The sequence below is a fragment of the Streptomyces sp. NPDC020780 genome (assembly GCF_044334475.1).
GTDB lineage: Bacteria > Actinomycetota > Actinomycetes > Streptomycetales > Streptomycetaceae > Streptomyces.
The window spans coordinates 200,196-212,933 of sequence record NZ_JBIRTB010000010.1; the positions used below are offsets into that span (position 1 = coordinate 200,196).

11 protein-coding genes and 1 tRNA gene are annotated in these 12,738 nt (G+C 70.2%); 4 read left to right on the forward strand and 8 right to left on the reverse strand.

Features of this window, described 5'->3' with window-relative positions:
* Position 1 precedes the first annotated feature (1 nt).
* Both ACH4VO_RS21105 and ACH4VO_RS21110 read left to right on the forward strand, forming a co-directional pair.
* A complete protein-coding gene (locus ACH4VO_RS21105) occupies positions 2-1,210 on the forward strand; it encodes a hypothetical protein (protein WP_360987111.1) in 1,209 nt (402 codons plus the stop codon).
* A gap of 157 nt (positions 1,211-1,367) precedes the next feature.
* A complete protein-coding gene (locus tag ACH4VO_RS21110) occupies positions 1,368-1,604 on the forward strand; it encodes a hypothetical protein (RefSeq protein WP_360987109.1) in 237 nt (78 codons plus the stop codon).
* A gap of 234 nt (positions 1,605-1,838) precedes the next feature.
* On the opposite strand, the gene ACH4VO_RS21115 is transcribed toward ACH4VO_RS21110, so the two are convergent.
* The 7 genes from ACH4VO_RS21115 to galU form a co-directional block, all read right to left on the reverse strand.
* Positions 1,839-1,912 (reverse strand) — tRNA-Ala (locus tag ACH4VO_RS21115).
* Between the two features lie 86 nt (positions 1,913-1,998).
* Positions 1,999-3,147: a gephyrin-like molybdotransferase receptor GlpR gene (gene glpR / locus ACH4VO_RS21120; protein WP_360987107.1), complete on the reverse strand. Its 1,149-nt coding sequence runs from the start codon at positions 3,145-3,147 to the stop codon at positions 1,999-2,001.
* A 123-nt stretch (positions 3,148-3,270) separates the two neighbouring features.
* Positions 3,271-3,891, reverse strand: a complete 621-nt coding sequence (locus tag ACH4VO_RS21125) for a GNAT family protein (RefSeq protein ID WP_360987105.1) — start codon at positions 3,889-3,891, stop codon at positions 3,271-3,273.
* A 17-nt stretch (positions 3,892-3,908) separates the two neighbouring features.
* On the reverse strand, positions 3,909-4,433 hold the full coding sequence (locus tag ACH4VO_RS21130) for a MogA/MoaB family molybdenum cofactor biosynthesis protein (protein ID WP_360987103.1): 525 nt from the start codon (positions 4,431-4,433) through the stop codon (positions 3,909-3,911).
* Positions 4,430-4,930, reverse strand: coding sequence for a cyclic pyranopterin monophosphate synthase MoaC (gene moaC, locus ACH4VO_RS21135; protein ID WP_360987101.1), 501 nt, complete (start codon positions 4,928-4,930; stop codon positions 4,430-4,432). The genes ACH4VO_RS21130 and moaC overlap by 4 nt, the downstream gene beginning before the upstream one ends.
* A 122-nt stretch (positions 4,931-5,052) precedes the next feature.
* The gene (gene glp / locus ACH4VO_RS21140; protein ID WP_360987099.1) at positions 5,053-6,363 is read right to left on the reverse strand and encodes a gephyrin-like molybdotransferase Glp; all 1,311 of its coding nucleotides are present in this window, start codon (positions 6,361-6,363) and stop codon (positions 5,053-5,055) included.
* 4 nt (positions 6,364-6,367) lie between these two features.
* Positions 6,368-7,270 (reverse strand): UTP--glucose-1-phosphate uridylyltransferase GalU, encoded by a 903-nt coding sequence (gene galU, locus ACH4VO_RS21145; RefSeq protein WP_360987097.1) that lies wholly within the window; start codon positions 7,268-7,270, stop codon positions 6,368-6,370.
* 105 nt (positions 7,271-7,375) lie between these two features.
* Between galU and ACH4VO_RS21150 the strand changes: the two genes are divergently transcribed.
* Entirely contained in the window at positions 7,376-7,957 is a 582-nt protein-coding gene (locus tag ACH4VO_RS21150) for a 5-formyltetrahydrofolate cyclo-ligase (RefSeq protein ID WP_360987094.1), read from the forward strand.
* Between the two features lie 24 nt (positions 7,958-7,981).
* Here ACH4VO_RS21150 and ACH4VO_RS21155 read toward each other — a convergent pair whose 3' ends face one another.
* On the reverse strand, positions 7,982-10,732 hold the full coding sequence (locus ACH4VO_RS21155) for a penicillin acylase family protein (protein ID WP_360987091.1): 2,751 nt from the start codon (positions 10,730-10,732) through the stop codon (positions 7,982-7,984).
* A gap of 275 nt (positions 10,733-11,007) precedes the next feature.
* Between ACH4VO_RS21155 and ACH4VO_RS21160 the strand changes: the two genes are divergently transcribed.
* Entirely contained in the window at positions 11,008-12,660 is a 1,653-nt protein-coding gene (locus tag ACH4VO_RS21160) for a potassium/proton antiporter (protein ID WP_360987088.1), read from the forward strand.
* Positions 12,661-12,738 lie beyond the last annotated feature (78 nt).

A 12,738-nucleotide genomic window follows, 5' to 3' on the forward strand; every position in this document is an offset into this window, starting at 1 on the left:
AGTGCAGTACACGCTGAGCCTGCCGAGCGAGGACGGTGCCCGCGCCGCCGCGGCCGAGCTGTCCGGGATGGGACACCGTCTGACGGCAGTGCGCGTCCACGATCACTTCCGGTTCGTTCCGTCGAGCTTCTGGTACGGCCGGCCGTCGATGGACCCGGAGCTGGAGGGGTGGTGGCAGGTCTTCTCTCTGGCCGTCTACAGCGGGTACGAGCGCATGGCTCTCGAGCCGTTCCTCCGGAGTGAGCGGACTCGGATGGCCTGTGTGGCCCGTGCCCACGGCGGTTTCCAGCAGGGGTGCATGGAGGGGCATGCCGCCACTGCCGAGAGAGTTTTCCAACGGGACGGCCTGGTCCATGAGCAGGCCGGCGCCGACGTCGCCCTTCCGAGTCCTCTGCCCAAGGATCCCGTGCGACCTCCGGCCGGTCCGCCGTGGAAGTGCAGTGAGGTCGGTGAGCCCGCAGCGGTGGTCCAGGCCGTGGTGGCGGTCGCAGAGCGCATGTACGGCAGCGCGGGGGATGCTCCGGATGCCGTGGGGTGGCTGCTCGAGGAGGAGTTCGCGTTCGGCGAGCCCTATGGGTCGACGGGTGAGTTCCTCGGTGATCTCGTGGATGCCGTGGCCCACCAAGGCACCTGCACCGACACCACCGTCGAGGCTGTCCCGTTCCTCATGGAGCTGGTCTGCGATGACAATGTCGCGTCCGGCAACCGGTTGGTTCTGCTCGGCGACCTGTTGCGGCTTGCTGCTTCGGGGTCGGCTGCAGAGGTCTTCCTTGCCGATCGCATCACCGCGCTCGGGTGTGTCTGGGAGGAGTCTGCAGCCGAATACCTGACACGGCGGGCCATCGGCAGCGAGCTGCCGAGGCTACTGTCCCGCTGGGAAGACGAGAGTGATGCCGCCCGATTCGCTATCAGCGCCCTAGCGGCGCTCTGTGGCACTCGTGACCAGCGCGTCCTCTCAGGGCTGGCCGCTCTCCCGGCTCCAGCAGGCAGCTCCCGCGCCGATGTCGTGTCGCTCGTGGCAGCCCTGCTCAGTGATGACCGGGAAGGTTTGGTATCTGCCCTGAACCGGCTGGGCTCTTGGCAGCCTCGCGTTGCGGAGAAGGCAGCCGGCCCGAGCGTGGGACCTCGGACTCTCGGACTGGGTATCCTTCCGGACCTCATCCTCGAAGACGTGGCGTCAGGAATCGCAGCAGAGCGTGATCTGCCGTAACTGTTGACGACGTGGAGTATGACGACTGGCATCGCCGACAGGCAGTCAGGGGCGCCAGACGTCAGGCTCATGCTCCGCCAGCCTCGCCTGGGACCGGATCTACAAGCCGATCCGTTCCCACAACGAGGGCCTCGACCGCCGCCTCGGGGGCACCTACATGGACATCGGCAACCCGATGCGCCGCCGAGCACCCGGCCAGGTGGCCCAGACGATCCTGATCGCGATCAGGGTGGGCATCGGAAACCTGGACATCCTGGAAACCTGGCTCTACGAGCGTACCGGCAGCCGACTCTCCGACGCCGGCTTCGAGTCCCTTCCGGCTGCCCCGGGTCGCGACCTGTCTTCCGCCCCCGCACCACTCGACACGGGGCGGCATCAGCCGGCCAACCTCTGATCGGGCAGCGTCACAGCCGCACATCACGATCACCAGCCCCGGGCGACCGGGGACAGTTCACATGCCCGGCGGCGGCCAGGTACCCGCCGAGCAACCCGCCAGACCCGATACGCCGCCCTCCACCACCCCGGGCAAGCATCGAACGCCCCCCGGAACGACGAAGATCCCGCCCGATCTTGCGATCGGACGGGATCTCGTCACCATTCCTGAGCTAACTCAAGAACAGTCGTGCGGTGGACCTGTGGGGATTTGAACCCCAGACCCCCTCGATGCGAACGAGGTGCGCTACCAGACTGCGCCACAGGCCCTTGCGACGAGTGAAACTCTAGCATCCTCATCGGCGTGCTCGGAAATCCGTATCCCGCAGGTCAGCCGAGTCGGGCTCGCCGACGTGTCACTCGTTGGCCGCGCGCGGCCGGTCCTCTTCGTCGTACTGGTCGAAGAGCGGGGTGCGGCCGCGTTCGCGCGTGCGCCGGGGCGGGTTGACGCGCCGGCGCGGCGCCGGGTCGGGGTCGGGGACGGCTTGGTGCGAGGTGCCCGTCTGGGTGGGCTCGGCCGTGCTGGAGCGGGCCGCGCTCCACGTCTCCGGGTCGCCGACCTCCACCCCACCCGTGGCGCGCGGGGCGACGGGGGCGGTGACGTAGGTCGGCAGCGGGACCGGGACCGGCTCCCAGCTGTCACCCTGCGCCGGGCCGCGCTCGCGCTGCTGGTCGACCCACTCGGCGTGGTCCGTCTGCTCGACCAGGGCACGGCGGCCGGCCTCCTGCGGGGAGACCGTGGGAGTGGGGGCCGGCGCTTCGGGCTCCTCGTCGGGCTCGGCGGGAGCCGTCGCCGCGGACGGGTGCCTGCGCGGGCGGTTGTCGCGGAGCCGCTGCGCGGCGTCCTCGGCCCGGCGCCGGTCCATGGTGAACACGAAACGACGCCGTTCCTGCGACCGCAGGTGGACGATGTACGCGCTCAGCAGCACGGCAGGCACGGCGGGCGCCCACAGGAAGCGCAGCCCGCCGACCGCCGCGACGACGGCGCCCAGCGTGAACGCCAGGAAGAGGACGGTGGTCGTGCGCCGCCGGCGCGCCAGGACCTGGGAGCGCCGGGCGCGGCGCTCACGCTCCGCCTCCGCCCCGGGCACCCGTGGGCGCCGGGCAGGCGCCCGGCGCTCGGACCCCGCCGACGGACGCTCCCCGCCCGCACGCTCGTGCGCAGGGTCGTGCAACCGGGCTTCCGTATGCGCCGGAGGCGCGGCGAATGCCCGGACGTCCACGGAGTCCCATCGGTCCGTGTCGGCATCCGGGTCCACGTCGGCGGCCGCCTCCTCTGCCCCGCGCTCCTGCAACTCCCTGGCGTATCGGCGCTCCATGGCCGCCCGTCCGGACAGCAGCCGGATGGCGGTACTGAAGCGTTCCGTCGGACGGGCCTCATTGAGCTCGTCCTGCCTGCGGAGCCACATCGGCACCAGATAGGCAGCCCAGGCCCCGACGATGACTGCGTAGATGAGGCCGCTGCTACTCACGCTCACACCGTAGAGGGGTTTGCACGGCAGCATCCGCCAATTGGCCCGGTGTGTCGCACGATCCGGCTGATATCACGGACTTTTTTTGTGATTGTTCGGATCAGCACGTGACACGAGTAGGTCGCTTAACGTCAGACGGCGATCAAAATCGAACGTCTATCTTATTTCGCCGGGTGGCTGGGACGTGCCCGGCCGCACCCTGCGCCAACGCCGCAGAAGTCCGTCCGGCACTTCCTCCGCGGTGAGGGCGTAGATCAGGTGGTCGCGCCACGCACCGTCGATGTGCAGATAGCGCGGGCGGAGTCCTTCCTCGCGGAATCCGAGTTTCTCCACCACCCTCCGGCTCGGGCCGTTCTCGGGCCGAATGCACACCTCGATCCGGTGCAGCCCGACCGTGCGGAAACAGTGGTCGACGGCGAGCGCCACCGCCGTGGGAACTACCCCGCGGCCTGCCACGCCCCGGTCGACCCAGTACCCGATGTGACCGGAGCACATCGAACCCCAGGTGATCCCGGCGACCGTCAACTGTCCGACGAGGCGCCCCTCGTACTCGATGGCGAAGGGCAGCATCCGGCCGGCGTTCGCCTCGGCGCGCAGGTGCCTGACCATCTGACGGTAGGTGGGACGCTGGACCACCGGACCGCCGGGGGCGGGTGGCGGGACGGTCGCCTCCCAGGGGCGGAGCCAGTCGCGGTTGCGCCGGTTGACCTCACGCCAGGCGCGCTGGTCCCGCAGCTTTATCGGGCGGAGCGTGACGTCGCCGTCCGTCAGGATCACCGGCCAGGTCGGGACGTTCAGCTCGGGCTCCCGGGTCGGGGGTGGTCGCCGCCGCGGAGCTGGTCGACGGCGTGCACCAGGAGCCTGCTCAGTACGGCGAGACCGTCGCGTACGCCGCCGGTGGAGCCGGGCAGGTTCACGAGGAGGGTGCTGCCCGCGACACCCGCGAGGCCCCGGGAGAGTGCCGCGGTGGGCACCTTGTCCCGGCCCTCGGCGCGGATCGCCTCGGCGATGCCCGGGATCTCCCGGTCCAGGACGCGGCGCGTGGCCTCGGGGGTGCGGTCCGTGGGCGAGATGCCCGTACCGCCGGTGGTGACGATCAGGTCGAACCCGGCGGCCACGCCCGCCCGCAGCGCCGCCTCCACGGGGTCTCCGTCGGGGACGACCTGCGGACCGTCGACCGCGAACCCGAGTGCGGTGAGCGCCTCGGCGATGACCGGGCCTCCCCGGTCCGCGTAGACGCCGGCCGACGCGCGGTTCGAGGCGGTCACCACGAGGGCGCGGTACCCGCCCGGCGCAGGTGAACTGCCGGGCGCGCTCACGCGTCCGCCCCTTCCGGCGCCGGACGGCGGTAGTCCCCGGACACGCCGCCCGACTTCGCCTCGACCCGGACGTCCGTGATGACAGCGCCCTTGTCGACGGCCTTGACCATGTCGATCACCGTGAGCGCGGCGACCGAGACGGCGGTCAGGGCCTCCATCTCGACACCGGTACGGTCCGTGGTCTTCACGGTGGCCAGGATCTCCACCGCGTCGTCGGCGACGCTCAGGTCGACCTTCACGCCCGACACGGCGAGCGGATGGCAGAGCGGGATCAGCTCCGGGGTCCGCTTGGCCCCCATGATCCCGGCGATTCGCGCGGTGGCCAGGGCGTCGCCCTTGGGGACACCCTCGCCCCTGAGGAGCTCGACGACACGCGGCGACACCAGGACCCGGCCGCTCGCCCGGGCGACGCGTGCCGTGACGTCCTTGTCCGACACGTCGACCATGCGGGCCGCGCCCGCCTCGTCGATGTGCGTCAGTCTGTTCTGCGTACTCAACTCACTCCGCCTAGCGGTAGGGCGCCGATGCCCGCTCGGCCCGCACACGGGGTGGGCCGGGGGCCCGGGGGCTTCCCCCGGTAAGGCACAGCGCCAGATACCGTACCGCCACGAGGCGGAAGTCAGCGGAGGAGGATCACCTCGGTCTCCGTGCCGGGCTCGGCGGAGGTGGTGTCCTCGGGCAGCACGATCAGCGCGTCCGCCTGCGCGAGGGCGGCGATGAGGTGCGACCCGGCGCCGCCCACCGGGGTGACGGTGCCCGCCTCCGCGTCGTACGTGCCCCGCAGGAACTGCCGTTTACCGGCCGGCGAGGTCAGCGCCTTGTCGACGCTCAGCTTCGCCCGGACCGTCGGCCGGTGCGCATCCTGGAGACCCATCAGGACCCGGATGGCCGGCCGTACGAAGAGTTCGAAGGAGACGTAGGAGGAGACCGGATTGCCCGGCAGGGCCAGCAGCGGCGTGTGATCGGGGCCGATCGACCCGAAGCCCTGCGGCTTGCCCGGCTGCATGGCGAGCTTCCGGAACTCGATGCCGCTGCCCGGCTCGGCCTCGTCGTCGACGTAGGACAGGGCCTCCTTGACCACGTCGTACGCGCCGACGCTCACGCCCCCGGTCGTGACGATGATGTCGGCGCGGATCAGCTGGTCCTCGATCGTGGCGCGCAGCGTGGCCGCGTCGTCGGCGACGGCCGGGACCCGGTAGGCGATGGCCCCGGCGTCACGGGCGGCGGCCGTCAGCGCGAAGCTGTTGGAGTCGTAGATCCGGCCGCCGGTCAGCTCCTCGCCCGGCTGCGCCAGCTCGCTGCCGGTCGAGACGACGACGACCCTCGGACGGGGCCGCACCTTCACCGTGGAGCGCCCGATGGCGGCGAGCAGGCCGATCTGCGCCGGTCCGACGACAGCGCCCGCGCGGAGGGCCAGGTCCCCGGGCCGGACGTCGCTGCCCCGCTCCCGGACATGGGCGCGGGCCTCGACGGAACGGTGGACGCGGACCTCGCCTCCCGCGCCCTCCGGCGCTTCGCTGTGGGCCCGCATCGCGGCCGCCGGGCCACCGCCCGTTCCGCCGTCCGTCCACTCGACCGGGACGACCGCCTCGGCACCCGCGGGCAGCGGTGCACCGGTCATGATGCGGGCCGCCTCGCCGGGGCCGACGGACCGGCCGTCAGCCAGTCCCCCGTCGCCCGCCGCCACGTCACCGATGACGGTGAGGACGGCGGGGAACTCCTCGTCGGCGCCCTCCACATCCGAGACCCGGACGGCGTATCCGTCCATCGAGCTGTTGTCGAAGGGCGGCAGGGCGACCTCCGCCACGACGTCCTCGACGAGGACGCAGCCCTGGGCGTCGGGCAGTTGCAGCTCGATCGGCTCGAGTGGCCTCACCGCTGCGAGGATGTCGTCCAGGTGCTCGTCAACCGACCAGATCGTGCCGCTCAAGCTGTTACAACTCCTCGGTGACGTAACTGCGCAGCCAGGTCCGGAAGTCCGGTCCCAGGTCTTCACGTTCGCACGCGAGTCTGACAATGGCACGCAGATAGTCGCCGCGGTCCCCGGTGTCGTAGCGGCGGCCCTTGAAGACGACACCGTGCACGGGGCCGCCGATCTCCTCGTTCTCGGCCAGCAGTTGCAGCGCGTCGGTGAGCTGGATCTCGCCGCCCCGGCCGGGCTCGGTCCGGCGCAGTATGTCGAAGATCGCGGGATCCAGGACGTAGCGGCCGATGATGGCGAGGTTGCTGGGCGCGTCGGCCGGGTCGGGCTTCTCCACCAGCCCCGTGACCCGTACGACGTCGCCGTCCGTCGTGGCGTCGGTGGCCGCGCAGCCGTAGAGGTGGATCTGCGACGGCTCGACCTCCATGAGCGCGATGACGCTGCCGCCCTCGCGCTCCTGGACGTCGACCATCCGTGCGAGCAGCGGGTCGCGCGGGTCGATCAGGTCGTCACCGAGGAGCACGGCGAAGGGCTGGTCCCCCACGTGCGGTGCCGCGCAGAGGACGGCGTGGCCCAGACCACGCGGGTCGCCCTGACGGACGTAGTGCATGGTGGCCAGGTCGCTCGACTCCTGCACCTTGGAGAGACGCTCGTCGTCCCCCTTGCGGGTCAGCGCCGACTCCAGCTCGTAGTTCCGGTCGAAGTGGTCCTCCAGGGGACGCTTGTTGCGACCGGTGATCATCAGCACGTCGGACAGGCCTGCTGTGACCGCCTCTTCGACGACATACTGGATGGCGGGCTTGTCGACGACCGGCAGCATCTCCTTGGGAGTGGCCTTGGTGGCCGGCAGGAACCGGGTGCCAAGACCTGCAGCTGGGATGACAGCTTTGCTGATCCTGGGGCGCGACTGAGTCATGCGTGAACTCTAACCGGTCCGCATGGGCGGAAGATGAGCATCCGGTTAACTTCGTCCTCATATAGGCCACTACGCGCGGTAGGTGAGAACCCGTTGAACGATGACATGTCCAGAAAGGCGCTGCTGCGGCGCGAACTACTGGCCGGTCGACGCCTCCTGGCTTCCCAGGACATCACGGATGCGGCGGAACTCCTCGCCGCATCCGCCACGGCCCTCCCCGAGCTCGCCGCCGCCCGGACGGTGGCGGCGTACGTCTCCGTGGGGCGCGAGCCGGGGACGCACGCGCTCCTGGACGCCCTGCACACCCGGGGCGTTCGGGTGCTGCTGCCGGTACTGCTGGCGGACAACGACCTGGACTGGGGCGTGTACCGGGGAGCGGACCACCTCATACCCGCGGGGCGGGGCCTGGTGGAGCCGGACGGCGCCCGGCTGGGGCCGGACGCGGTCCTCGACGCGGACGTGGTCCTGCTGCCCGGACTCTCAGTGGACCGGCGCGGCATGCGGCTCGGCCGCGGCGGGGGCAGCTACGACCGGGTGCTGGCCAGGCTGGCGACGGCCGGCGCCCATCCGGCCCTGGTCGTTCTCCTGTACGACGACGAGGTGGTCGCGCGGGTCCCCGAGGAGCCGCACGACCACCCCGTGGACGCCGTGATCACGCCGGTCCGCGTGGTGCGCTTCACGCGCTGACGTCGGACTCCGGCCTGCCGGGCGTCAGGACGGTTTCTTCAGTGTCAGGGTGTCGACCGTGGACTGCCCCACCGCGTTGGTCCCGAAGGACCAGTCGAGGAGTTCGCCGTCGACCCACTTGTCGGTCTGATCCGTGTAGTGCGCGCTGAAGGCGTGCCCGGAGGCCCCGGTGAGGTTGATCCAGCGGGACTTGTCCCAGTCCCCCACGTTGACGACCATCCGCATCGACGGGACCCAGATGACGTCGTAGCCGCCCGCCGCGTTCCAGCCGGTCGCGTTGACCGCGGCCTCGCCGCCGCCGAGGTGCCAGGGTCCGCGGTTGAGAGCCCGCTGCAGGAGGTCGGGGCCCTCGGTACCGAGGGTCTGGTTGCGCAGGGTCAGCTGGTGCAGCCGGCCCCAGCTCCAGGTGCTGATGTCCTTGCCGAGCTCGGCGGTCAGCTCCCAGCGGGCGTCCTCCATGGCGCGGCCGAAGAGTTCGTCACGGTTGTCGATCGACTCCTCACGCCCCTTGGCCGGGACTTTCCACCACGCGTTGTCCGTGTCGTCGAGGATGCTGTCGACCACCTCGTACCAGCGGTCGCCACCGTCCGGCTGTGCCGTGTCCGGGTCGCGCTGACCGCACTCCCGTACGAGCTTGTGCTGCTCGTCCACCGGTCCGGTGCCGGCGGCGGGCCGCACGTAGAGGCAGTCGCCCTTGGCGCGCATCTCCTTGGGGAGCTTGTTGCCGAAGGCGAGCTTGAGGATGTTGCGCCAGACGCCGTTGAAGTACGCGGCTGCGGCCGAGTCGGGCTCCTGGGTGTAGTCCCAGCCCTCCAGGAGCTTCTGCGCCTCACGGACGCTCTTGTCGGAGACCCCGATCTTCAGCAGCTTGGGCACCAGTTCGGCGGCGATCGCGCTGTGGTTGTCCATCTGCAGCTGCTGCATGTCGTCGGTCGAGATCTTGCCGCCGCCCTTGGTCTTCGACTCGATGAGGTCGTTGATCCGCTGGCTCCGGGTGCCGTAGCCCCAGTCCTTGGTCAGCAGCGGGCCGTAGTTCTCCTCGTCGATGACGGCCTGGTTGGCGGTGACGATGTAGCCGCGCTCCGGGTCGTACTCGTAGGGCAGCTCGTCGAACGGGACCGGGTCCTTCTTCCAGCCGTAGTCGGAGGTCCAGCCGGGGCTCGGCAGGGTTCCGTCGCCCTTGAGGCGGACCGGGATCTTCCCCGGGGCCTGGTAGCCGATGTGGCCCTCGGTGTCCGCGTAGACGAGGTTCTGCGAGGGCACCTCGAAGTGCTCGGCCGCCGCCCGGAAGGTCTTGAAGTCCTTGGCACGGTTGAGCTCGAAGACCGCGTCCATCGACTTGCCGGGCTCCAGCGCGGTCCACTTCAGCGCGACCGCGTAGCCGTCCGCGCGGTCGGGTGCCAAGTTGGTGACGGGGGCCTTCTTGCCGACCTTCTTCAGCTCGTCGCTGCGGTCGGAGACCAGCGGACCGTTGTTGGTCTCGCGGACGGTGATCTTGCGGCTCTCGCCGCCCGCGACCTTGATGGTCTCCTCGCGGGTGACGAAGGGCTCGGTCTTGCCGTCGTACTGGTAACCGTCGGCCGAGACCTTCTCCAGGAAGAGGTCGGTGACGTCGGCGCCGAGGTTGGTGAAGCCCCAGGCGATGTCCTGGTTGTGGCCGATGATCACACCGGGCATCCCGGAGAACGTGTAACCGGCCGTGTCGTACCGGCAGGTGTCCGAGAGCTGACGGCAGTGCAGCCCCATCTGGTACCAGAGCGAGGGCAGCTGCGGCGCCAGGTGCGGGTCGTTGGCGAGCAGCGGCTTGCCCGTGGTCGTGTAGTCGCCGGAGACGACCCAGGAGTTCGAGCCGATGCCGTTGCCGTTGGGGCCCAGCAGCGCGGGGATCTCGTCGAGGGTGTCGGAGAGCGCGGAGAGCTGGGTGGTCACGCCGTCGGCCGCCCCCTGGACGGTCCCGGACCCGACGCCGTCCGAGGGCTCGGTGTCCTGGCCGAACTTCCCGGTGGCGACGTCGACCGCACCCTTCTCGACGATCGGCTTGTTCTTCTTGTACGGGTAGTCCGGGTACAGGTCCTCGATCTGCTTCTCGCTGAGCCTGCTGGTCATCAGCGAGCGGTCGATCTCGTCCTGCATGTTGCCGCGCAGGTCCCAGGCCATCGCCTTGAGCCAGGCGACCGAGTCGACCGGGGTCCACTCGGCGGGCTTGTAGTCGTTGGTCAGGCCGAGCGCCGCGTACTCGACGGAGATGTCCTTGCCGTCCTTGCCGTCGAGGTACGCGTTCACTCCCTCCGCGTAAGCCTGGAGGTTCTTCCTGGTGTCCTCGTCCAGAACCTCGTCGTACTCCTTCTGCGCGACCTGACGCCAGCCCAGCGTCCGCAGGAAGGCGTCGGTCTCCACCTGGCCGGAGCCGAACATCTCGGAGAGCCGGCCCGACGTCATGTGACGGCGGACGTCCATCTCCCAGAAGCGGTCCTGGGCCTGGACGAAGCCCTGGGCCCGGAAGAGGTCGCTGTCGGAGTCGGCGTAGATCTGCGGGATCCCGTAGTCGTCGCGTCTGACGTCGACGTTGCCGGTGAGGCCCTTGACCTCGATCGACCCGGTGGTCTGCGGATACGAGGCCCGCACCGTGGATACGGACCAGAAGGCGCCGTACCCGATACCCGCGACGAGCGCCAGCACCAGGACGATCACGAGCAGGCGGGCGCGTCGCCCCTTCTTCCTGCCGGACTTCTTCGCATCGGAAGGGCCGGAAGGGGCGGTTGTGTTGGCGGGCATCGCTGTCCTTCGAGGGGCAGGGTGGTCCTGGGAGTGCAGGAGCAACCATAGGCGCCCCGCCACAGCCACTCGGACGCGGTACGGGGATGCCTCCATTTGCGTAGCACTCGTACGCACACTCGAAGCGTCAAGAAAACGTTAAAGATTAGGTAAGGTAACGAAGTACTGGCCGCCGGAGGCCGATCCGGAAGGCGTACGCAGGGAAGGAACGGACCCTGACTGTCCACGCGCTCAACGAACTTCTGCTCGTCTGCTCACTCGTCCTGCTGGTGGCCGTGGCGGCCGTCCGCATCTCGTCCCGCAGCGGGCTCCCCAGCCTGCTCCTGTACCTCGGCATCGGTATCGCCATGGGGCAGGACGGCTTCTTCGACGTCAAGTTCGACAATGCCGAGCTGACCCAGGTGATCGGTTACGGCGCCCTGGTCGTGATCCTCGCCGAGGGCGGCCTGGGCACGAAGTGGAAAGAGGTCAGGCCCGCCCTCCCGGCGGCGGCCGTCCTCTCGACCGTCGGCGTGGGCATCAGCGTGGGCGTCACCGCGAGCGCGGCGCACTATCTCGTCGGCCTGGAGTGGCGGCAGGCCCTGATCATCGGCGCCGTCGTCTCGTCCACCGACGCGGCAGCCGTCTTCTCCGTCCTGCGCAAGGTCCCCCTCCCGTCCCGGATCACGGGCGTGCTGGAGGCGGAGTCCGGGTTCAACGACGCCCCCGTGGTCATCCTGGTGGTCGCGTTCTCCACGGTCGGCCCCGTGGAGCACTGGTACGTGCTCGTGGGCGAGATAGCCCTGGAGCTGGCCATCGGCACGGCCATCGGTCTCGCCGTCGGCTGGCTCGGCTCCTTCGGGCTGCGCCATGTCGCCCTGCCCGCGTCCGGGCTCTACCCGATCGCCGTCATGGCCATCGCGGTGTCCGCGTACGCGGCGGGCGCCATGGCCCACGGCAGTGGATTCCTCGCCGTGTACCTGGCCGCGATGATCCTCGGCAACTCCAAACTGCCGCACTGGCCGGCCACCCGGGGCTTCGCGGACGGGCTCGGCTGGCTGGCCCAGATCGGCATGTTCGTCCTGCTCGGTCTGCTGGTCACCCCGCACGACCTCGTCGACGACTTCTGGCCCGCCGTCGTCGTGGGACTGGTGCTGACCGCCGTGGCACGGCCGCTGTCGGTCTTCCTCAGCCTGGTGCCCTTCGGACTGCCACGGCGGGAGAAGGCCCTGATGTCCTGGGCGGGGCTGCGCGGGGCCGTCCCCATCGTCCTGGCGACCATTCCCATGGTGTCCGGGATCGAGGGAAGCACCCGGGTCTTCAACATCGTCTTCGTGCTCGTCATCGTCTACACGCTGATCCAGGGGCCCACCCTGCCCTGGCTGGCGAAGGCCCTGAAGATCGCCGACGATCCCTCCGAGACCGCCGACCTCGGCATAGAGTCGGCGCCCCTGGAACGGCTGCGCGGGCACCTGCTGTCCGTCGCGGTTCCCGGGACGTCGAAGATGCACGGCGTGGAGGTCGGTGAACTGCGGCTCCCGGCCGGGGCCGCCGTCACCCTCGTCGTCCGGGACGGCAAGAGCTTCGTCCCCGCCCCTTCCACCGTGCTGCGACGCGGGGACGAACTCCTGGTCGTCGCCACCGACCCGGTCCGCGACGCCGCCGAGGCGCGCCTGCGGGCGGTCGGCCGCGGAGGCAAGCTGGCCGGCTGGCTCGGGACCGGCGGGGCCGCCCAGCAGGGGAACGGCTCCCTGGACCTGCCGCACGTCGTGAAGCGGGCCAGGAAACTGGGCAAGGGCGGAGCGGACCGCCGCGGCCGCCGGCCCGCATCGGAGCGCTCGCCAGGCAGCGGTGTCCCGGTCGGCGGGCCGGGCAGCGCGTCGGGCGGGCCGAGCCGGGCCACGGACGATTCAGGCACCACAGCGGACGACACGAAGGCCCATCACTGAGCGCCGGTGGACAGAGGTGGCGACGGGGCCCTCGTGCACCATCACAGGCACGCAGGGCGCCCGGTCTGTAACATGAAG